Origin of the sequence: Bacillus litorisediminis, assembly GCF_022808645.1 — a bacterium.
Lineage (GTDB): Bacteria > Bacillota > Bacilli > Bacillales > JC228 > Bacillus_BF > Bacillus_BF litorisediminis.
Window position 1 is genome coordinate 49,330 of record NZ_JAKZKT010000002.1, and the last position, 21,574, is coordinate 70,903.

19 protein-coding genes are annotated in these 21,574 nt (G+C 40.2%); all 19 read left to right on the forward strand.

Annotated features, from left to right (window positions below):
• The first annotated feature begins 9 nt into the window (after positions 1-9).
• The 19 genes from MLE14_RS01235 to truB all read left to right on the forward strand — a co-directional run bounded on the left by MLE14_RS01235 (position 10) and on the right by truB (position 21,562).
• On the forward strand, positions 10-570 hold the full coding sequence (locus MLE14_RS01235; protein ID WP_243296424.1) for a hypothetical protein: 561 nt from the start codon (positions 10-12) through the stop codon (positions 568-570).
• Between the two features lie 160 nt (positions 571-730).
• Complete coding sequence (gene rpsB / locus MLE14_RS01240; RefSeq protein ID WP_243296425.1) at positions 731-1,450, forward strand: 30S ribosomal protein S2; 720 nt, start codon at positions 731-733, stop codon at positions 1,448-1,450.
• Positions 1,451-1,590: 140 nt separating this feature from the next.
• The gene (gene tsf, locus MLE14_RS01245) at positions 1,591-2,472 is read left to right on the forward strand and encodes a translation elongation factor Ts (RefSeq protein WP_243296426.1); all 882 of its coding nucleotides are present in this window, start codon (positions 1,591-1,593) and stop codon (positions 2,470-2,472) included.
• A gap of 260 nt (positions 2,473-2,732) precedes the next feature.
• Positions 2,733-3,455 (forward strand): UMP kinase, encoded by a 723-nt coding sequence (gene pyrH, locus MLE14_RS01250; protein WP_243296427.1) that lies wholly within the window; start codon positions 2,733-2,735, stop codon positions 3,453-3,455.
• Position 3,456: 1 nt separating this feature from the next.
• Positions 3,457-4,014 carry a ribosome recycling factor gene (gene frr, locus MLE14_RS01255; RefSeq protein WP_243296428.1) on the forward strand — a complete coding sequence of 186 codons (558 nt, stop codon included), beginning with the start codon at positions 3,457-3,459 and terminating at the stop codon, positions 4,012-4,014.
• Positions 4,015-4,437: 423 nt separating this feature from the next.
• Complete coding sequence (locus tag MLE14_RS01260; RefSeq protein ID WP_243296569.1) at positions 4,438-5,175, forward strand: isoprenyl transferase; 738 nt, start codon at positions 4,438-4,440, stop codon at positions 5,173-5,175.
• 15 nt (positions 5,176-5,190) lie between these two features.
• Positions 5,191-5,979, forward strand: coding sequence for a phosphatidate cytidylyltransferase (locus MLE14_RS01265; RefSeq protein WP_243296429.1), 789 nt, complete (start codon positions 5,191-5,193; stop codon positions 5,977-5,979).
• Positions 5,980-6,016: 37 nt separating this feature from the next.
• Positions 6,017-7,165, forward strand: a complete 1,149-nt coding sequence (locus tag MLE14_RS01270) for a 1-deoxy-D-xylulose-5-phosphate reductoisomerase (protein ID WP_243296430.1) — start codon at positions 6,017-6,019, stop codon at positions 7,163-7,165.
• A gap of 34 nt (positions 7,166-7,199) precedes the next feature.
• Positions 7,200-8,462, forward strand: a complete 1,263-nt coding sequence (rseP, locus tag MLE14_RS01275; RefSeq protein WP_243296431.1) for an RIP metalloprotease RseP — start codon at positions 7,200-7,202, stop codon at positions 8,460-8,462.
• Positions 8,463-8,694: 232 nt separating this feature from the next.
• A complete protein-coding gene (locus MLE14_RS01280) occupies positions 8,695-10,395 on the forward strand; it encodes a proline--tRNA ligase (protein WP_243296432.1) in 1,701 nt (566 codons plus the stop codon).
• Positions 10,396-10,592: 197 nt separating this feature from the next.
• Positions 10,593-14,912, forward strand: coding sequence for a PolC-type DNA polymerase III (locus tag MLE14_RS01285; protein ID WP_243296433.1), 4,320 nt, complete (start codon positions 10,593-10,595; stop codon positions 14,910-14,912).
• A 202-nt stretch (positions 14,913-15,114) separates the two neighbouring features.
• Positions 15,115-15,585 carry a ribosome maturation factor RimP gene (rimP, locus tag MLE14_RS01290; protein WP_243296434.1) on the forward strand — a complete coding sequence of 157 codons (471 nt, stop codon included), beginning with the start codon at positions 15,115-15,117 and terminating at the stop codon, positions 15,583-15,585.
• A 68-nt stretch (positions 15,586-15,653) separates the two neighbouring features.
• Positions 15,654-16,793, forward strand: coding sequence for a transcription termination factor NusA (nusA, locus tag MLE14_RS01295; RefSeq protein ID WP_243296435.1), 1,140 nt, complete (start codon positions 15,654-15,656; stop codon positions 16,791-16,793).
• Between the two features lie 22 nt (positions 16,794-16,815).
• Positions 16,816-17,088, forward strand: coding sequence for an RNase P modulator RnpM (gene rnpM, locus MLE14_RS01300; RefSeq protein ID WP_243296436.1), 273 nt, complete (start codon positions 16,816-16,818; stop codon positions 17,086-17,088).
• Between the two features lie 7 nt (positions 17,089-17,095).
• Positions 17,096-17,404, forward strand: coding sequence for a YlxQ family RNA-binding protein (locus tag MLE14_RS01305; protein ID WP_243296438.1), 309 nt, complete (start codon positions 17,096-17,098; stop codon positions 17,402-17,404).
• A 15-nt stretch (positions 17,405-17,419) separates the two neighbouring features.
• A complete protein-coding gene (gene infB, locus MLE14_RS01310; protein WP_243296439.1) occupies positions 17,420-19,675 on the forward strand; it encodes a translation initiation factor IF-2 in 2,256 nt (751 codons plus the stop codon).
• Positions 19,672-19,950 (forward strand): DUF503 domain-containing protein, encoded by a 279-nt coding sequence (locus MLE14_RS01315; protein ID WP_243296440.1) that lies wholly within the window; start codon positions 19,672-19,674, stop codon positions 19,948-19,950. The genes infB and MLE14_RS01315 overlap by 4 nt, the downstream gene beginning before the upstream one ends.
• Positions 19,951-19,966: 16 nt before the next feature.
• Entirely contained in the window at positions 19,967-20,332 is a 366-nt protein-coding gene (rbfA, locus tag MLE14_RS01320; RefSeq protein ID WP_243296441.1) for a 30S ribosome-binding factor RbfA, read from the forward strand.
• A gap of 318 nt (positions 20,333-20,650) precedes the next feature.
• Entirely contained in the window at positions 20,651-21,562 is a 912-nt protein-coding gene (gene truB / locus MLE14_RS01325) for a tRNA pseudouridine(55) synthase TruB (RefSeq protein ID WP_243296442.1), read from the forward strand.
• Positions 21,563-21,574: the final 12 nt, after the last annotated feature.

Below are 21,574 nucleotides of genomic sequence, written 5' to 3' on the forward strand. Positions count from 1 at the left end.
ATGTAAAAAATGATTGCTTTCTTTTTAACAATTAGCATCTTCTTAAATATATTATGCCTGCTTGCTATCGTCATTTTGTTTCAAAAGCAACACAGATTGCAAGACCTTGAAATGAAACAGCAGCACGCCTTACAGGAAATGGAGGATATACTGACCTCTTTTCTCTATGAAATAAAGGAAGAAAATGAACAGCTGCAAGTATTGCTTGAAAATAATCAGCAGCCCTTGAAGCGAAATGAGGAGGTTTCAAGCCCGAAGCCAACTGCACCAGTTATTGTGAAGGAACAAGCAGGAGTTGACGTTCCTGGACCAACTTTATCTAAGAATAGTATTCAGCTTGGACAAGTCCGGAAAGCCTATAATGAACAGGAAGTCTCCTGGGAAAAGTATGAAGAGCTTCCTCCGTGGCTAAAGCTCGAGGATGAGCTGGATCAAAGTGAAACTGCTGCTCCTAAAGATCAGATCATTTCCCTTTGGAACGAGGGGCATACAATTGAAGCAATTGCCAAGAAAATAAATAAAGGTAAGACAGAGGTTGAACTTACGTTAAAATTTTATGGGATTCTCTGAATCAAGCTTGAATGTAATCTTTTATTGTGCTATAGTATCTTTTGGTGTGATTACACACGCTCTTTGATTTAAGAAATGGTGCTATTTTCACTTTTGTAAAATAGTTTTTCTTAAAAATGATAGGAGCGGAGGAAAAAAACCAAATTAGGAGGAAAAACACATGTCTGTTATTTCTATGAAGCAACTTCTAGAAGCTGGTGTACATTTCGGACACCAAACTCGCCGTTGGAATCCAAAAATGAAGAAATACATCTTCACTGAGCGCAACGGCATTTACATCATCGACCTTCAAAAAACTGTCAAAAAGGTTGAAGATGCATATAACTATGTTAAGGAATTAGCTGCTAACGGCGGTAACATTCTTTTCGTAGGGACTAAAAAACAAGCCCAGGAATCTGTTAAGGAAGAAGCAGAACGTTCTGGCATGTACTATGTGAACCAACGCTGGTTAGGTGGTACTCTAACAAACTTTGAAACCATTCAAAAGCGTATTGCGCGTCTAAAAGCTATTGAAAAAATGGCTGAGGATGGAACTTTTGATGTTCTTCCTAAAAAAGAAGTGGTTCAATTAAGAAAAGAACAAGAACGTCTTGAAAAGTTCTTAGGCGGTATTAAAGAAATGAAAACATTGCCAGATGCTCTTTTCGTAATTGATCCTCGTAAAGAAAGAATCGCTGTGGCTGAAGCACATAAATTAAATATTCCGATTATCGGTATTGTTGACACAAACTGTGATCCGGATGAAATTGATGTTGTTATTCCAGCAAATGATGACGCAATTCGTGCTGTAAAGCTTCTTACTGCTAAAATTGCAGATGCTATTTTAGAAGCAAAGCAAGGCGAAGAAACAACAGCCGCAACAGTCGCTGCTACTGAGTAATAGCGCTTGAGACCAATAAATATGAAAGGTGATAAGATAACATTCCTTATCACCTTTTTTTAAGAATCATTTCCTAAAAAGTACAAATACTTTAAGAAAAACTGCAAAGTACATATTTTGTATAAGGAGGACAACTCGTAATGGCAATTACTGCGCAAATGGTTAAGGAATTACGTGAAAAAACTGGTGCCGGCATGATGGATTGCAAAAAGGCACTTCAAGAAACTGATGGGGACATGGACAAAGCAATTGATTATCTTCGTGAAAAAGGAATTGCAAAAGCTGCTAAAAAAGCAGACCGTATTGCTGCTGAAGGTACAACTTACATTTTAGCACAAGGAAACGAAGCTGTTATTTTAGAAGTAAACTCTGAAACAGACTTCGTTGCTAAAAATGAAGCATTCCAAGCCCTAGTTAAAGATTTAGCTGAATTTCTTCTGCAAAAGAAGCCTGCTACTGTTGAAGAGGCCCTCGCACAAGAAATGGCAAATGAAACAAAAGTAGAAGAGTATATCAATTCTGCGATTGCAAAAATTGGGGAGAAATTAACTCTACGCCGCTTTGAAATCAAAACTAAGAGCGATAACGATGCGTTTGGAGCATACCTACACATGGGTGGACGTATTGGTGTGTTAACTGTAGTAACAGGATCTACAGATGAAGAGGCTGCTAAAGATGTAGCTATGCACATTGCTGCCCTAAATCCAAAATATGTATCACGTGATCAAGTTTCGGCGGAAGAAGTGGAACGTGAGCGTGAAGTATTAAAGCAACAAGCCCTTAACGAAGGCAAACCAGAAAACATTGTTGAGAAAATGGTTGAAGGACGTCTTAGCAAATTCTTCGAAGACATTTGTGCACTAGATCAAGCTTTCGTTAAAAACCCAGACCAAAAAGTACGTCAATTCTTAGAGTCTAAAGGGGCTACACTTGAAAGCTTCGTTCGTTATGAAGTTGGGGAAGGCATTGAAAAACGCCAAGATAACTTTGCTGAAGAAGTAATGAGCCAAGTTAAAAAATAAACAATCCTATAATCCTAAAGGGGCAAACCTGCAAAAGTGTCTGCCCCTCTCTCTTAAGAATAGAATGAATATGATTCTATTTTTAAGAGAGGGGAAAAGGCCATTATGGGATTGCCCCTATTTTTTACACTTTAAGAAAGATTAATTGGCAGCAATGAAGATAAGCCGACCGGCTTGTCGCTAGCCAAGTATTCTTTACCAGGTTACGAAATGCGTGAACCCAGTGTGCATTTCTATTAACTACATAATCGGAGGTTCTTATGAGCAATCCAAAATATAAGCGCATCGTCTTAAAGTTAAGCGGGGAAGCTCTTGCAGGTGAACAAGGATTCGGTATTAACCCGACTGTCATTAAATCTATTGCAGATCAAGTCAAAGAAATAGCTATTCTTGGTGTAGAGGTAGCAGTAGTGGTGGGCGGCGGCAATATCTGGCGAGGCAAAGTCGGCAGTGAAATGGGAATGGACCGTGCAACCGCTGACTACATGGGGATGCTTGCCACTGTTATGAATTCGCTTGCTCTCCAAGATAGCCTTGAACAAATTGGAGTCGAAACAAGAGTTCAAACCTCTATTGATATGAGACAAGTAGCAGAACCATATATTAGAAGACGTGCAATCCGCCATTTAGAAAAGAAAAGGGTAGTGATTTTTGCAGCAGGTACTGGTAACCCTTATTTTTCAACAGATACTACAGCAGCCTTGCGAGCGGCTGAAATTGAAGCTGATGTTATTTTAATGGCAAAGAACAACGTCGATGGTGTTTATTCCGCAGACCCAAAAGTGAACAAAGATGCGAAAAAGTATGATGAATTATCCTATTTAGATGTGCTTAAAGAAGGATTAGCAGTTATGGATTCCACAGCATCATCGCTCTGTATGGATAATGATATCCCACTCATTGTCTTCTCCATCATGGAAAGTGGAAATATTAAACGTGCCGTTATGGGTGAATCTATTGGAACAATTGTAAGGGGGAAATAACATGGCAAAACAAGTAATCGATTCAACGAAAGATCGGATGAGTAAAGCAATCCAGGCTTTTTCAAAGGAATTAGCCAGTATCAGGGCTGGCCGTGCGAGTGCATCTCTGCTTGACAGAGTGACAGTTGACTATTATGGAGCTCCAACGCCTGTCAACCAATTGGCATCGGTCAGTGTACCAGAAGCCCGTTTATTAGTGATTCAGCCTTATGACAAATCCATATTAGGCGATATTGAAAAAGCAATCCTTAAGTCCGATATCGGATTAACACCTTCCAATGACGGAAGCATTATTCGCCTCACTGTACCTCCTCTAACAGAGGAACGCAGAAAAGAATTGGTCAAAGTGGTAAAGAAAGAGGCGGAAGAAGCCAAAGTAGCAGTACGAAATATCCGTCGTGATGCCAATGATGAGTTGAAAAAGCTTCAAAAAAATGGGGAATTAACGGAAGATGAACTTCGCGGCTACAGTGATGATGTGCAAAAACTCACTGATGAGCAAATTGCCAAAATTGACTCCCTCGCGAAGGATAAAGAAAAACAAATTATGGAAGTGTAAAAAGGGAGGTTTGTCCTCTCTTTTTTCTTTCAATCAGTTTCAGTGTTATTCCGTTGCAAAGCTCGCCATTTCGGGCGAGTTTTCTTTATACATTTAAGAATGTATAAAATTTTAGCGAAGAAGTATATTCGACGTAGTTACAATTTTTGGGAATAAAGTATAAGTGCAACTACGCCTCTGTCTTCGCCTAACGGCTTGCCACTCGGCGAGTTTTCTTTATATAAGACCAATGATATGATGGGAACGAAAGTTTATTTTTATACAAATCATAAATGTGAAGAAAAATATGTCAATTTTTGATATAATCATGCAAGAAATCAATTTGATTCCTTGATCCAGTTGGATATGGGGGGACTCTTACAGGGGGACAAAGGAGGACTTTTTATGCTTCACAAGCTAGGCTTTAAGAAGCAATCCAAAAAAATGGATGCGAAAGAAGAAAGAGAACAAGAGGCAATGAAACATCCTATTCCCAAACATGTAGCGATTATCATGGACGGAAACGGGAGATGGGCGAAAAAACGAGCATTGCCTAGAGTGGCCGGACATCACGAAGGAATGAAAGTAGTTAAAAAAATAACGAGACTGGCCAATCGACTAGGTGTTCAAGCCCTTACAGTATATGCCTTCTCCACAGAAAACTGGAAACGTCCCAAAAGTGAAGTTGATTATTTGATGAAGCTTCCAGAGGAATTTTTAGATACTTATCTGCCTGAGCTGGTTGAAGAAAATGTCCAAGTGCGGATGATAGGATATATAGATTCAATTCCTGAGCATACAAAACGTGCTGTCCAAAAAGCAATCGAAGATACAAAAGGAAACACAGGAATGATTTTAAACTTTGCTTTAAACTATGGAGGAAGAGCCGAAATCCTCGATGCAGTAAAGCAAGTCTTAAATGATACGAAAAGTGGTATACTGAGGGAAGATGATTTAACTGAAGAAACGTTTTCAAAATATTTAATGACAGGAACACTGGATGACCCTGACCTATTAATCCGGACAAGTGGAGAAATTCGATTAAGTAATTTCATGCTTTGGCAGCTGGCCTATACAGAATTTTGGTTTACGGATGTATTGTGGCCAGATTTTTCCGAAGATCATTTCATGGAGGCTGTTGAAGCTTATCAGAAACGCTCCCGCCGTTTCGGGGGAGTATAATGTGAGGAAGATTTCATGAAGCAAAGAATTATAACAGCAGTCATTGCAGGAGCTATCTTTTTAGCCATTGTTTTTTATGGGAATGAACTATTAACCATTGCTACATACATACTCGCAACGATTGGTTTGCATGAATTATTAAAAATGAGAAAGCAGTCTCTGCTATCTGTTCAGGGGCTGCTCTCAGTCTTGATGTTATGGGTTTTTTTATTGCCGGACGAACAAACAAGGTGGCTTGAGGATACGTTATTTTCAAAAATAGAACTAATGTTTCTCATTGTTCTTCTATTTTTAACTTATACGGTTTTAACCAAAAATAAAGTGACATTTGATGATGTTTCCTTTTGCATATTGTCTACATTATACGTAGGAATCGGGTTTTTTTATTTAATTCAGACCAGAGAAGCAGGACTTGACTTTATTTTGTATTCACTGTTTATTATTTGGACCACGGATTCAGGGGCTTATTTTATTGGAAAAGCATTTGGAAAAAGAAAATTATGGCCAGAAATCAGTCCAAATAAAACGGTCGAAGGATCTATCGGCGGGGTGATCTGTGCCGTCGTCACCGCTGTCGTCTTTTATTTTGTATACCCGGAAATTACAGATAATCTTTTAGTTTTTATAATTGGAACGATTGTATTGTCAGTATTTGGCCAAATTGGCGATTTAGTAGAGTCTGCCTTTAAACGCTATTACAATGTAAAAGATTCAGGTGATATTCTTCCAGGCCATGGCGGAATATTAGATCGGTTTGACAGCTTATTATTTGTATGGCCTTTACTTTATTTTTTCCTGATCTAGGGAATGTAATTTTCAAGCAGGGAGTTGACCGTTTGTTTTGAAATCCATTAACTTGTTAGGTGCCAGCGGTTCCATAGGAACACAAACATTAGATGTCATTCGGGAGCATCCATCCGAATTTACTTTAAATGCTTTTGCTGTCGGGCAAAATATTGAGGCAGCCCATCAGATTATTCAGGAATTTCACCCAAAAGCGGTGTCTGTTTCGAAAAAAAATGATGCAGAGCAGTTAAAATGGGAATATCCAAGCATAAAATGTACATATGGGGACGAAGGGTTAATTGAGATAGCGACTTACCCAGGCGGAGATCTTGTTTTAAATGCTGTAACAGGAAGCTTAGGGCTAAAGCCGACTCTAGAAGCGATTAAATTAGGAAAGACAATTGCAATCGCCAATAAGGAAACTCTTGTTACAGCTGGACATATCGTGATAGAAGAGGCAAAAAAATATGGGGTTATGCTTCTTCCGGTGGACAGTGAACATTCTGCTATTTTCCAGTGTCTCCAGGGAGAACATAAGAAAAATATAGACAAACTTATTATCACTGCCTCGGGAGGAAGCTTCCGCGACCGTTCGCGAAATGAATTAAAAGGGGTTTCGGTGGAACAAGCCCTAAACCATCCGAACTGGTCGATGGGGGCAAAAGTAACCATTGATTCGGCAACCATGATGAATAAAGGCTTAGAGGTTATTGAGGCACATTGGCTCTTTGGGATTCCTTACGAGAAAATTGAAGTACTGTTACATAAGGAAAGTATTATTCACTCGATGATTGAGTTCCATGACTCCAGTGTTATGGCTCAGTTAGGGACACCAGACATGAGAGTTCCGATTCAGTATGCTTTATCGTATCCGGATCGCCTTCCGTTAACAAAAGCAAAGAGATTAAATCTCTCAGAAATAGGCAAACTCCATTTTCAGCCTATGGATCTAGAGAGATTTAAAGCTTTAAAATTTGCTTTTGAGGCTGGGAAGATGGGAGGATCGATGACGACAGTTTTAAATGCAGCCAATGAAATTGCGGTGCAGGCCTTTTTAGATAAGCAAATTACATTCTTAGAAATTGATGAGCTAGTTGAAAGAGCGTTATTGAATCATACTCCTGTCTCTCATCCGGATTTAGATACAATTCTGCAGATTGACAAAGAAACAAGAGAATGGGTCAGGTCTTTATTACCCCGCTAATAGATTCGACACTTAAAAAAAGGTGGTTTTTTTATTGGATACTGTGATAGCCTTTATTCTTATATTTGGTTCACTCGTATTTTTCCATGAATTAGGGCATTTTGTATTTGCCAAACGAGCCGGAATCTTATGTAGAGAATTCGCAATCGGATTTGGTCCGAAAATTTTATCCTTCAGAAAAGGAGAAACCCTCTATACAATCCGTTTATTACCGATTGGCGGTTATGTAAGAATGGCTGGAGAAGACCCGGAGGTTGTCGAAATAAAAGCTGGCTATCGCGTTGGATTGCAATTGAATGAAAAAGAAGAAGTTATCAAAATTATTCTGAATAAAAAAGATCAATACGAAAATATCCGGTTAATGGAAGTAGAAAATGTAGATCTTGAACATGACCTCTTTATTGCAGGGTATGTGGAGGATGGGGAAGAAGATGTCAGAGTAAGATATCCGATTCATCCAAGTGCAACTATTGTGGAGGATGATCAGGAAACCATTATCGCTCCATATAACCGCCAGTTTGCTTCTAAATCACTCGGCCAGCGGGCGATGACGATTTTTGCAGGCCCTTTAATGAACTTTATTTTGGCCTTCCTTATCTTTATTATAATCGGTTTCCTTCAGGGGGTTCCGATTGAGGATCCGGTTTTGGGCGAAATCACCAATGATGGAGCAGCCAAAGAGGCAGGTTTGAGAGAAGGGGACGTTGTCCAATCGATTAACGGTGCTGAAGTAACCAATTGGACCGATATTATTGAAATTGTCAGGGATCACCCTGGTGAGGAAGTGACCTTTTCGATTGTCCGTGACGGAGAACTAATTGAACTGCCTGTGGTTCCTCATGTTTTTGAAGAAAATAATCAGGAATATGGTCAGATTGGCGTTTATCGCCCATTTGAAAAAAATCCTTTGGCAGTTGCCGAATATGGTGTCACTGAAACGTATTTTTGGACAAAGCAAATCATTTATATTTTAGGAAAAATGGTGACCGGAAACTTTTCAATAGAAATGCTGTCAGGACCTGTAGGAATTTATAAGAGTACAGAGGAAGTAGCAAATGCTGGCATTTACAATTTAATGAAATGGACGGCCCTCTTAAGCATCAATCTAGGAATTATGAATCTTTTGCCGATACCTGCACTGGATGGGGGTAGACTCTTATTCTTTGCTGTAGAATTAGTTCGAGGCAAGCCGATCGACCGGCAAAAAGAGGGAATTGTTCACTTTATTGGGTTTGCCTTATTGATGCTTCTAATGCTAGTCGTAACATGGAATGATATACAGCGATTCTTCTTGTAAGAAGGTGAACTTTCGCGTTCGTATGAAACAGGGAATTGTTAAAGGTCATAGATTCTCTTATCTGTGACAAAATTGCAGAATTTCAAAATTTACGGATCGTATGCCCGCAATGAAGATCATTAAGACAAATCTCATTGATCCCGCAGGTCATTCCTGCCGTATTTACTACGCGAAAGTTTAATAAGAAATCTAAAAATGCATGATAAATGGGAAGTTGGAGAGGTGCAATGAAATGAAGCAAAGTATGTCGCTTTTGCCTACACTAAAAGAAACACCAGCAGATGCCGAAATAAAAAGTCATATTTATCTGTTAAGAGCAGGCTTCATGAGACAAAATGCCAGCGGAGTTTATAGCTTTCTTCCGCTTGGAAAAAGAGTTCTGGCGAAAATTGAAAATATTGTTCGTGAAGAAATGGATCGTGCAGGTGCTGCCGAAGTCTTAATGCCTGCCTTACAGCCTGCTGAACTTTGGCAAGAATCCGGAAGATGGTATTCCTACGGTCCAGAGCTAATGCGGCTCAAGGATCGTCATGATCGTGATTTTGCCTTAGGTGCTACTCATGAGGAAATGATTACGACGCTTGTTCGCGATGAAATTAAATCGTATAAGCGTTTGCCGCTAACCGTTTATCAAATTCAAACGAAATTTCGTGATGAAAAACGCCCTCGCTTTGGATTGCTGCGCGGAAGAGAGTTTATAATGAAGGATGCCTACTCCTTCCATGCGGAAGCGTCTAGCTTAGATGAAACGTATGAAAGAATGAAGGACGCCTATTCAGCGATTTTTAGCCGCTGCGGATTAAATTTCCGTGCTGTTTTGGCAGATAGCGGTGCGATTGGAGGAAAAGACAACCATGAATTTATGGTTCTTTCCGAAATTGGAGAGGATACAATTGCCTATTCTGATGCTAGTGACTTTGCAGCTAATATTGAAATGGCACCTGTCTTAGACCAATATGAAAAAAGCGCAGAGGCACCTCTTGTACTTGAGAAAAAGGAAACTCCTAATCAAAAAACGATAGAAGAAGTCAGTCAGTTCTTACAGGTCAATGCCTCGAAATGTATTAAATCCTTGTTATTTAAAGCGGAGGAAGAGTATATATTAGTCCTGGTTCGCGGAGACCATGAAGTCAATGAAGTAAAACTAAAACATATATTCAACGGCAAAGAGGCTGAATTGGCAACACCAGAAGAAGTGAAGGAACTGTTAGGAACTTCAATTGGTTCATTAGGTCCGATTGGAATCAACCAGGTAAAAATCATCGCTGACCATGCTGTGAAATATATCGTCAATGGTGTTTGCGGTGCTAATGAGGATGGCTACCACTTTATCAATGTGAATCCTGAACGTGATTTTTCCGGAACTCAATATGAAGATATTCGCCTGATTCAAGAGGGTGATCCTTCCCCTGATGGAAAGGGAACCATTAAGTTTGCCAAAGGGATTGAAGTAGGACATGTCTTTAAGCTTGGTACGATTTACAGTGAAAAATTAAATGCATCCTTCTTAGACGAAAACGGCAAAGCGAATCCAATGATTATGGGATGCTATGGAATTGGCGTATCAAGATTGGTAGCAGCGATTGCGGAACAATTTTCTGATGAAAAAGGACTTATGTGGCCTGATACTGTAGCACCGTATCAAATTCATTTAATTGCCGTTAATCCAAAGGATGAAGCACAAAGCCGTTTAGCAGAGGAGCTATACAGTCAATTGCAATCCTTGGGATATGAGGTTTTGTATGATGACAGACAGGAGAGACCAGGAGTCAAATTTGCCGAATCCGATTTATTCGGAATACCGGTTCGTTTAACAGTCGGTAAACAAGCAAGCGAAGGAATTATCGAATGGAAAGAACGCAAAAACGGAGAAATGAAAGAAGTAAAGGTTAACGAACTTCCACAAGAACTTGAGAGCCGATTTAAAAAATAAGCAAAGATAAAGTCAGCACCCCTGTTGCTGGCTTTATCTTTTTACTTTATAAGTAAAAAATTTATGTAAAAGGTGAACCCTTTTGCATCGCGTGATGCCCGTTCATTAAACCGATTTTCAGTAAGATTGATAGAAGAACAGACACGAATCGTGTGATATAATGTCGAAAGAAACAAAGAAATAAGAGGTGGAAAGAAATGAGTGATCACCTTCCAGAACAAAAGCAGCGTTTTCAAATTCTATTAGATCAGCTCAAAATGGTTGATGATGCTACTGTATTAGCATTCAAGGATGCGAGAATCTTAAAACTGGAAATCGAACGATCCAAAAAAACATGGCATTTTTCGTTTCATTTTACGAACATTATACCCAGTACACTCTTCCAGCTATTTATTTCAAAGCTAAGAGATACTTTTTCCCATATAGCAAAAATATCATTTATCATTTCCACTGATGAAAAGTCCATTACCCGAGAGCAAATTATTGATTACTGGAAACCAGTCTTACAAGAATTGGATGGAATTGCCCCGCCAATCCTGCATCGTTTAACAGAACAGGTCCCTGAATTAAAAGGAAATAAGGTTCTCGTTTCAGTTGCAAATGAAACAGAAATGTTAGCGTTAAAGCGAAAATATGGTGACATGATTAAGACGGTTTACGAGAGCTTCGGGTTCCCAAGCTTTGTCCTAGAGTTCCAGCTTAAAGAAGAAGCGAATTCGATGGAAGAATATGAAAAGTTTCTGCTTGAAAAGCAAAAGGAAGATGAACAGCGGGCATTACTTGCAGTGCAGGAACAACAAAAACAAGCTGACCAGGCAAGTGATGAAAAGCCTCAAGGTCCGATTATAATCGGCTACACGATTAAAAATGATGAAGAATTTAAGAAGATGATTGATATTGTAGATGAGGAAAGAAGAGTTGCAATCGAAGGCTACATATTTGATGCAGAAACAAAAGAGCTTAGAAGCGGACGGACGCTGTTAACCTTTAAAATTACCGATTATACAAGCTCATTAATGGTTAAAATGTTCTCCCGCGATAAAGAAGATGCGAGAATCTTAGAAATGGTTCAAAAAGGGATGTGGGTCCGGGTTCGTGGCAGCATTCAGAACGATACGTTTGTTAGAGATTTAGTGATGATTGCGAATGATATTAATGAGATACCGACACCTACTAGAGAAGACACGGCTCCAGAAGGGGAAAAGCGTGTAGAACTGCATGCTCATTCGCCTATGAGTCAAATGGATGCTGTTTCAAGCATATCATCTCTCATTGCCCAGGCAAAAAAATGGGGTCATAAAGCGATTGCCATTACAGACCATGGTGTTGCCCAATCGTTTCCAGAAGCTTTCAGTGCATCAAAAAAACATGGAATTAAGGTCCTTTATGGGATTGAGGCGAACTTAATCGACGATGGAGTTCCGATTGCCTATAATCCGAGTCATCGCTTGCTGCAAGATGACACGTATGTTGTTTTCGACGTTGAAACGACAGGTTTATCAGCGGTCTATGATACGGTTATAGAATTAGCCGCTGTTAAAATGAAGGATGGGGAAATTATCGATCGGTTTGAATCATTTGCAAATCCTCATCATCCATTATCCGCGACAACAATTGATCTGACAGGAATTACGGATGACATGGTGAATGATGCGCCTGACCCAGAGGAAGTGATTGCGAGATTCAGAGAATGGGTAGGAGATGATATATTAGTTGCTCACAACGCCTCATTTGACATGGGTTTTTTAAATGTTGGCTATGAAAAAATCGGCTATCCTAAAGCAAACAATCCGGTTATTGATACATTAGAGCTGGCCCGTTTTCTATATCCTGACCTCAAAAATCACCGTTTAAATACCTTGGCAAAAAAGTTTGACGTCGAATTGACACAGCACCATCGGGCGATTTATGACGCAGAAGCGACCGGATATCTGCTGGCAAAAATGTTAAAGGACGCTCTCAATAAGGGAATAGAATATCATGATCAGCTCAATGATTTTATGGGAGAAGGCACAGCATGGCAGCGATCACGGCCATCCCATTGTATATTACTTGCAAAGAATGATACCGGGTTAAAGAATTTATTTAAGCTAATCTCTATCTCACATATTGACTATTTCTACCGGGTTCCAAGAATCCCGAGATCTGTTCTCGTTAACCTTAGAGAAGGAATTTTAGTTGGGTCCGGGTGTGATAAGGGTGAGGTTTTTGAGAGTTTAATGCAAAAATCTCCAGAAGAGGCAGAGGAAATCGCAAAATTTTATGATTATATCGAAGTTCATCCAAAAGAAGTGTATGAACACTTAATTGAGCTAGAACTCGTCAGGGACTGGGATGCACTAGAGGATATTATTCAAAAATTGGTGGCTCTCGGAGATAAGCTGGGAATTCCTGTATGTGCCACTGGTAATGTTCATTATTTAAATCCGGAAGATCATATTTACCGTGAGATTTTAGTACGCTCTCAAGGCGGCGCCAATCCGCTAAACCGTCATAAGCTGCCAAAAGTTCATTTTAGAACAACCCAGGAAATGCTTGATTCCTTTGCATTTCTAGGTGCGGAAAAGGCCAAAGAAATTGTGGTTCATAATCCGAATCAGATTGCTGACTTGATTGAAGAAATAAAGCCCATTAAAGACGACCTGTATACACCAAAAATTGAAGGGGCAGAAGAAGAGATTCGGCAAAAGAGCTATGAGATGGCACGAAGTATTTATGGAGAGGAGCTTCCCGAAATTGTCGAAGCCCGCTTAGAAAAAGAATTGAAGAGTATCATCGGTCACGGCTTTGCCGTTATTTATCTGATTTCTCATAAACTCGTTAAAAAGTCGCTGAATGACGGATACCTTGTTGGTTCACGGGGATCTGTCGGTTCCTCTTTAGTAGCAACTATGACAGAAATTACGGAAGTTAATCCTCTTCCGCCGCATTATGTCTGTCCTAAATGCAAGCATTCCGAATTCTTTAATGACGGTAGTGTCGGATCAGGTTTTGACTTGCCAGATAAAAATTGTCCTGAGTGCGGAGCCTCCTATAAAAAAGATGGACATGATATACCATTTGAAACATTTTTAGGCTTTAAAGGAGATAAAGTTCCCGATATTGATTTGAATTTCTCAGGCGAATATCAGCCCCGGGCCCATAACTATACAAAAGAGTTATTCGGCAAGGATTACGTCTATCGGGCAGGAACAATCGGTACCGTTGCGGATAAGACAGCCTACGGCTATGTCAAAGGCTATATGAATGACAATAACTTAATGCTACGTAATGCAGAAATAGACCGGTTAGCTAGAGGCTGCACGGGAGTTAAGAGAACGACAGGCCAGCACCCTGGCGGAATTATCGTTGTTCCGGATTATATGGACATTTATGATTTTTCGCCAATCCAATATCCGGCGGATGATAGAAACTCCGAATGGAGAACGACTCATTTTGATTTCCATTCCATCCATGATAATCTGTTAAAACTCGATATTCTCGGACACGATGATCCGACAGTAATCCGGATGCTTCAGGACTTAAGCGGAATTGATCCGAAGACGATTCCGACCGATGATCCGGAAGTGATGAAGATTTTCAGCGGAACTGAATCATTAGGAGTAACAGAAGAACAGATTATGTGTAAAACCGGGACACTCGGAATCCCAGAATTCGGGACCCGTTTCGTGCGTCAAATGTTAGAGGATACGAAACCGACGACATTTTCCGAACTCGTTCAAATTTCAGGTCTTTCCCATGGAACAGATGTATGGCTTGGAAATGCACAGGAGCTAATCCATAACGGGACATGTACATTAAGTGAAGTAATCGGTTGTCGTGATGATATAATGGTGTATTTAATTTATCAAGGGTTAGAGCCATCCTTAGCATTTAAAATCATGGAATCCGTCCGTAAAGGGAAAGGATTAACCCCTGACATGGAAGAGGAAATGAAAAAGAATGGCGTACCTGATTGGTACATTGATTCTTGTAAAAAAATTAAATACATGTTCCCGAAAGCTCACGCGGCGGCGTATGTATTAATGGCTGTCCGGATTGCATACTTTAAAGTGCATCATCCGCTTTTGTATTACGCGACTTACTTTACTGTGAGGGCCGAAGATTTCGATATAGAGGCAATGGCAAGAGGTTCGAACGCAATACGCGCGAGAATTGAAGAAATTCAAGCGAAGGGACTTGATGCTTCTGCAAAAGAGAAGAATCTGTTAACAGTCCTCGAACTGGCATTGGAGATGTGTGAACGAGGTTTTTCCTTCCAAAGAGTCGATTTATACCGGTCTCATGCAAGTGAATTCGTAATTGATGGAAATACTCTAATTCCTCCGTTTAATTCAATCCCAGGTCTTGGGACTAATGCTGCATTAAATATTGTAAAGGCCCGTGAAGAAGGAGAGTTTCTTTCTAAAGAGGACTTGCAGCAAAGAGGAAAAGTATCTAAAACCATTATGGAATATCTTGAAAGCCAGGGCTGCTTAGAGTCTCTTCCAGAGCAAAATCAGCTGTCATTGTTTTAAGGAGCCAGCTGCCTTGCGTTAAATGCCTGTTTATGGTATATTTCAATTGGTAATACTATGATTAAACGATCGGACCAAGAGTGGGGCAACCCACTCTTTCGTATTGTTGCAAAACTTTTTGTGGAAAAATAACCTTACAAGATGTGTTTGATTTATCAAAAGATAAATGGAACAGCTGACATAAAAGTAAGGAGGGAACATGATGAGCAAGGTAACGGAAATAGTTGAAAGCTTAAGCTTACCCATTTTAGAACAATTACAGTTAGAGCTTGTTGATATTGAATACGTAAAGGAAGGTCCCAATTGGTTTCTTCGTCTTTATGTAGATAAAGATACAGGTGTCGACATCGAAGAATGTGGTATTGTTAGTGAAAGGCTTAGCGAGAAGCTGGATGAAGTTGATCCGATTACGCACCCTTATTTTCTGGAAGTTTCTTCACCAGGTGCGGAAAGACCATTGAAGAAGCCTGAACATTTTCAAAAGGCGATTGGTAAACATGTACATATCAAAACATATGAACCAATTGATAATGAAAAAGTGTTTGAAGGAAAACTTGTGTCCTTCGATGGCAATGAGTTAACTGTTGAATACAAGGTGAAAACAAAAGCGAAAACCGTAACCATTCCTCTTGAAAAAGTGGCCAAAGCAAGACTGGCGGTTACATTTTCGTAATAGGTCAGATGCTCTTTATCTGACCATCATGAACTTACGCTTTTCCAAATTGAAGGGGGATGTATGAGATGAGCAGTGAATTGTTAGACGCGTTAACGCTGCTTGAAAAAGAAAAAGGAATTTCAAGAGATGTTATTGTTGAAGCCATCGAAGCTGCTTTAGTATCAGCGTATCGAAGAAATTTCAACCAAGCTCAAAACGTCAGAGTGGATTTAAATCTTGAAAAAGGAACTATGCGTGTTTTTGCTAGAAAAGAAGTTGTAGAATCCGTAGAGGATCCGCGCCTTGAAATCTCATTAGATGATGCAAAAGAACTTAGTCCCAATTATGAAATTGGGGATGTTGTTGAATTAGAGGTTACGCCTCGAAATTTTGGAAGAATTGCAGCGCAAACAGCAAAACAAGTGGTGACACAAAGAGTACGAGAGGCGGAAAGAGGCATTATTTACTCTGAATTTGCTGACCGGGAAGAGGACATTATGACTGGGATTGTCCAGAGACAAGACGGAAAATTCACATATGTTGCTTTAGGTAAGATAGAAGCGTTACTTCCTTTCAGCGAACAAATGCCCAATGAAACATATGAACCTCATACTCGTATGAAAGTGTTCATAACAAAAGTAGAAAAGACCACGAAGGGTCCGCAAATTTTTGTATCTCGAACACATCCGGGTCTTCTAAAAAGACTGTTTGAAATTGAAGTTCCTGAGATTTTTGACGGGACAGTTGAGATTATGTCAGTCGCCCGTGAAGCAGGAGATCGCTCCAAGATTTCCGTTCATGCGGATAATCCTGAAGTTGATCCAGTAGGGGCTTGTGTAGGACCTAAAGGAGCTCGGGTTCAGGCCATAGTCAATGAATTAAAAGGCGAAAAAATCGATATTGTGAAATGGTCTGAAGATCCGGTTGAGTTTGTTGCCAATGCGTTAAGTCCTTCTAAAGTATTAGATGTTATTGTCGATGAAGATGAAAAGGCGACGACTGTTATCGTTCCGGATTACCAGCTTTCGCTCGCAATCGGAAAACGCGGTCAAAATGCTAGATTAGCTGCAAAGCTGACAGGCTGGAAGATCGATATTAAAAGTGAAACTGATGCTAGAGAGTTAGGTATTTATCCGCGGGCACATGCTGAAAATTTTGACTCATCTTTTGAAGATGATGAATACGATGATTACGATGATTTTGATGATGTAATAGAAGAAGAATAATCACATAAAGAGGTGAATGGTGATGGCTGTCAAAAAAAAGATCCCTCTCAGAAAATGTGTTGCGACAGGTGAAATGAAACCAAAGAAAGAGATGATCCGTGTCGTCCGGTCTAAGGAAGGATTGGTTGAAGTCGATCCAACCGGGAAAAAGTCTGGCAGAGGTGCTTATCTTTCAAAAACAAAAGAAGCAGTGGAAACTGCAAAAAAGAAAAACATTCTTGCCCATCACCTAGAAGCAACCGTGCCAGATGAAGTGTACGATGAACTCTTGAAATTTGTTGAAAAGGAGAGCTAGTCTCTTCATGACTCAGAACAATTGGATGTCTTTATTGGGACTTGCAAACCGTGCAAGAAAAGTAGTCTCAGGCGAAGAAAGTGTGATACAGGAAGTTAGGAGAGGTAAGGCAAAGCTAGTCCTATTAGCAAAAGATGCTTCCGACAATACAATGAAAAAAGTGCTCGATAAATGCAAATATTATCAGGTCCCTGTTTGTATTGTGGAAAGCCGTGAACAATTAGGCCACTCCATCGGTAAGCCTGCACGGGTTATAGTATGTGTCACGGATGGGGGGTTTGCAAATAGTGTAAGGGGACTGCTTGAGGAAATTTAGCGGGGGTGAAGTATTATGACGAAATTGCGTGTTTATGAATACGCTAAAAAACATAAACTTTCAAGTAAGGTTATAATCGAAAAATTAAAAGAGATAAATATTGAGGTATCTAACCATATGTCAACAATAGATGAAGCAGCCATTCAAAAGTTAGAGGCCGCCTTAAAGCCAAACACGGGTGGGGAAACGAAAAAGCCAAATCATGGAGCACCAAAACCAAAGCAAAATCCAGAACCAGTAAAACAACAAAAGATAGAGCCAGCTCCAGTTTCAAAAAAAGGTATTATTGAAGACGAAGATGATGATTTAACTCCACGCAAAGTGAAGGTTAAAACAGTTCCAAAACCTCGAGAAGGAAAGAAACACGAAAACGAAAACATAAAGAAGGAATCGAAGGTTTTGTCAAAAGGGAAGCCAAATAACAAAAAACAGGTAGGCGGCAAGAATTCCGGAAAAGGAGGCAACCAATTCCGTGAACAGCAAGCCCAGCAGCCGGTTAAGAAAAAAGAAAAAGAACTCCCAAGCAAAATTACTTTCAAAGAATCTTTAACGGTTGCAGAGCTTGCGAAAAAGCTGCACCGTGAACCTTCTGAAATTATTAAGAAGCTATTTATGCTAGGAGTTATGGCTACTATTAACCAATCACTTGACAAAGATGCGATTGAATTAGTTGCAGCTGAGTACAATGTCGAAGTGGAAGAAGAGTTTGATATCGATATTACTGATTTAACAGTCTATATGACGGAAGATTCACAAGAAGAATTACAGGAGCGTCCTCCAGTCGTAACAATTATGGGTCACGTAGACCATGGGAAGACAACCTTGCTTGATTCAATCCGTCATACAAAGGTAACGGCAGGAGAAGCTGGAGGAATAACCCAGCACATCGGTGCCTATCAAATTGAATTAAATGGGAAAAAGATTACATTCCTAGATACACCAGGACACGCTGCGTTTACAACCATGCGTGCACGCGGTGCCCAGGTAACTGATATTACCATTATCGTGGTAGCTGCAGATGATGGCGTGATGCCGCAAACGGTAGAAGCGATCAACCATGCAAAAGCAGCGAAGGTTCCCATTATCGTAGCTGTAAACAAAATGGATAAGCCTACTGCCAATCCTGACCGAGTCATGCAAGAATTAACCGAGCATGGACTGATTCCAGAGGATTGGGGCGGTGACACAATCTTTGTTCAATTGTCAGCTCTTTCTGGTGAGGGGATTGATAACCTGCTTGAAATGATTGTTCTGGTCAGCGAAATGGAAGAACTCAAAGCGAATCCAGACCGCAATGCATATGGAACGGTGATTGAAGCACAGCTAGATAAAGGAAGAGGGTCAGTTGCGACCTTACTTGTACAAAACGGTACCCTGCGCGTGGGAGATCCAATCGTAGTAGGAAACACGTATGGACGTGTGAGAGCCATGGTCAATGATCTCGGCCGCAGAGTAAAAGAAGCAGGTCCATCAACTCCAGTCGAAATTACAGGGTTAAATGATGTACCTCAAGCTGGTGACCGTTTTGTTGTATTTGATGATGAAAAAACGGCCCGTCAGGTAGGAGAAGCAAGAGCACAACAAGCGATACAGGCACAGCGCAGTGAAAAGTCAAAGATTACCCTTGAAAATCTTTTTGAACAAATGAAACAAGGGGAAGTAAAAGATCTAAATGTTGTAATTAAGGCGGATGTTCAAGGATCCGCTGAAGCCTTAGCCGCCTCACTGCAAAAAATTGATGTAGAAGGAGTAAATGTCAGAATCGTTCACTCTGGTGTAGGTGCGATTAATGAATCTGATATTATTTTAGCTTCCGCATCTAACGCAATTGTGGTGGGCTTCAATGTTCGCCCAGATGCAAACGCAAAACGAGCTGCAGAGGCAGAAAATGTGGAAATTCGTCTTCACCGCATTATCTATAAAGTGATTGAAGAAATTGAAGCCGCTATGAAGGGAATGCTTGACCCTGAATACGAGGAAAAAGTAATCGGTCAGGCTGAAGTACGGACTACGTTCAAAGTCTCCAAAATTGGAACAATTGCAGGAAGCTATGTGACAGACGGTAAAATTACAAGAGATTCTGGAGTCCGTTTAATTCGTAACGGAGTCGTCATCTTTGAAGGTGAAATCGATGCATTAAAACGATTCAAAGATGATGTAAAAGAAGTGTCTCAAGGTTATGAATGCGGAATAACAATCCGAAACTTTAACGATATTAAAGAAGGAGATGTTATTGAAGCATTTGTGATGGAAGAAGTGGAAAGAGCTTGATTGTAAGTGCTTCTGTCGAATGTTTGATTTATGACGCCCGCTCCCTGAAAGAGAAGCGGGCGGTTTTGCAAAGAATCATGACAAGGCTGAAGCAAACGTTTAACATTGCAGTGGCAGAAGTGGACCATCAAGATGTCTGGCAGCGGACTACCATTGCTATTGTTACAGTGAACTCATCAAATGTAACAGCTGAAAAAGAAATCCAGCGAGCCTTACAATTTATTGACTCTTTTCCCGAAATTGAACGGACTGTCACTCATATAGAACGGTTATAACCTCGAGGTGATTAGGATGAGTTTTAGAGCCAATAGAGTCGCAGAACAAATGAAGAAAGAGCTGGGGGATATTATTGGACGAAAAATAAAGGACCCGCGTATCGGATTTGTGACGGTAACTGATGTACGTGTAACCGGTGACCTTCAGCAGGCAAAAGTATATATTTCGATTCTGGGTGATGAAGAAAAGAAACAGGATTCTTTAAAAGCTCTGGCGAAAGCCAAAGGCTTTATCCGAACTGAAATCGGACAAAGAATTCGTCTTCGTAAAACGCCCGAGCTGCTATTTGAAGTGGATGAAGCAATGGAATATGGGAACCGGATTGAAAGTCTGCTTCATGAATTGAAAAAAGAAGATGAAAACGAGAAGGAAGACAATTAGGATTGGTTAGGCCCAATCCTTTTTGTTTGTGGCTATTTTCTAAAAGATTGTTGTTTATTACTGATACATTTTTGATGAGATAAGCATAATAGCAGTTGAAGTACACGAAGACTTCTGCAGGAAAAGCGGGCCAGGCGAAACCCCACTGCGAGGTACGAGCAACGAAACGTCAGTGGAGTTCGAGGAGGCTAAGCTGTCGCCCGCGGAAAGCGAAGAGTATTTTAACTGCAGTGCTTTCAGCGATAAACTATTGAAAACAGCCTTGATGTAAATATGTAATGTATATGAGGATATGGGTTTAAAGGAGCTGAGTAAAACTTGGACGGAGTGTTGCCTCTTTATAAACCAAAAGGAATGACTTCACACGATTGTGTGAATCGGCTGCGTAAAATTTTTCAGACCAAAAAAGTTGGACATACTGGTACATTAGATCCGGATGTAACAGGTGTGTTGCCGATATGTATAGGCGGTGCCACTAGAATAAGTGAATACCTGTTAAATAGTCCGAAAGGGTATGAAGGTGAAGTTACCCTTGGCAAAGCAACGACAACAGAAGATGCATCAGGAGAGGTTGTTGCAGAAAACATCATATCCTCCGTAACGAGGCAAGAGATTGAACATGCAATGAAGCAATTAACGGGAACCTTTATTCAAGTCCCTCCCATGTATTCTGCTGTTAAAGTGAATGGCAAAAAGCTGTATGAATATGCACGGGAAGGGAAAGAAGTGGAGCGGCCAAAGCGGGAAATTACCGTTTATAACTGGACGCTTGATAGTGAGGAAGAGATATTTGAAGGTCCCTATCCGAGTTTTCGCTTTACAGTCCACTGCAGTAAGGGGACCTATGTCCGAACTTTGGCAGTAATGATCGGTGAGGCATTAGGTGTTCCAGCGTTTATGTCTGACTTAAAAAGGACAAAATCTGCAATTTTTACGCTGGAAGATTGTAAAACCTTTGAAGAGATTGAAGCTGCGAAAGAAAGAGATGAACTCGCATCCCTTTTAGTTCCTATTTCTGAAGCCTTATCTGATTTGCCCAAATTTATAATCCATGATACATTAGCAAGTAAAGTGCAAAATGGATTGGTATTAGAAAAAGAACAGCTTTCCTTTTATAAAGGAGAAGAAACCTTTTTGTTCGTAGATGAATCCGGTAATGCCATAGCTATATATCGAGTCCATCCGACTAAGCCAAATCTGCTAAAGCCTGAAAAGGTATTTCATTTTTAAGAGAGATAAAGG

What these genes read in the sequence shown, in the direction of transcription:
- MLE14_RS01235 (WP_243296424.1), top strand. Translation starts at nt 10, where the DNA reads ATGATTGCTTTCTTTTTAACAATTAGCATCTTCTTAAATATATTATGC.
- rpsB (WP_243296425.1), top strand. Translation starts at nt 731, where the DNA reads ATGTCTGTTATTTCTATGAAGCAACTTCTAGAAGCTGGTGTACATTTC.
- tsf (WP_243296426.1), top strand. Translation starts at nt 1,591, where the DNA reads ATGGCAATTACTGCGCAAATGGTTAAGGAATTACGTGAAAAAACTGGT.
- pyrH (WP_243296427.1), top strand. Translation starts at nt 2,733, where the DNA reads ATGAGCAATCCAAAATATAAGCGCATCGTCTTAAAGTTAAGCGGGGAA.
- frr (WP_243296428.1), top strand. Translation starts at nt 3,457, where the DNA reads ATGGCAAAACAAGTAATCGATTCAACGAAAGATCGGATGAGTAAAGCA.
- MLE14_RS01260 (WP_243296569.1), top strand. Translation starts at nt 4,438, where the DNA reads ATGGATGCGAAAGAAGAAAGAGAACAAGAGGCAATGAAACATCCTATT.
- MLE14_RS01265 (WP_243296429.1), top strand. Translation starts at nt 5,191, where the DNA reads ATGAAGCAAAGAATTATAACAGCAGTCATTGCAGGAGCTATCTTTTTA.
- MLE14_RS01280 (WP_243296432.1), top strand. Translation starts at nt 8,695, where the DNA reads ATGAAGCAAAGTATGTCGCTTTTGCCTACACTAAAAGAAACACCAGCA.
- MLE14_RS01285 (WP_243296433.1), top strand. Translation starts at nt 10,593, where the DNA reads ATGAGTGATCACCTTCCAGAACAAAAGCAGCGTTTTCAAATTCTATTA.
- rimP (WP_243296434.1), top strand. Translation starts at nt 15,115, where the DNA reads ATGAGCAAGGTAACGGAAATAGTTGAAAGCTTAAGCTTACCCATTTTA.
- nusA (WP_243296435.1), top strand. Translation starts at nt 15,654, where the DNA reads ATGAGCAGTGAATTGTTAGACGCGTTAACGCTGCTTGAAAAAGAAAAA.
- rnpM (WP_243296436.1), top strand. Translation starts at nt 16,816, where the DNA reads ATGGCTGTCAAAAAAAAGATCCCTCTCAGAAAATGTGTTGCGACAGGT.
- MLE14_RS01305 (WP_243296438.1), top strand. Translation starts at nt 17,096, where the DNA reads ATGACTCAGAACAATTGGATGTCTTTATTGGGACTTGCAAACCGTGCA.
- infB (WP_243296439.1), top strand. Translation starts at nt 17,420, where the DNA reads ATGACGAAATTGCGTGTTTATGAATACGCTAAAAAACATAAACTTTCA.
- rbfA (WP_243296441.1), top strand. Translation starts at nt 19,967, where the DNA reads ATGAGTTTTAGAGCCAATAGAGTCGCAGAACAAATGAAGAAAGAGCTG.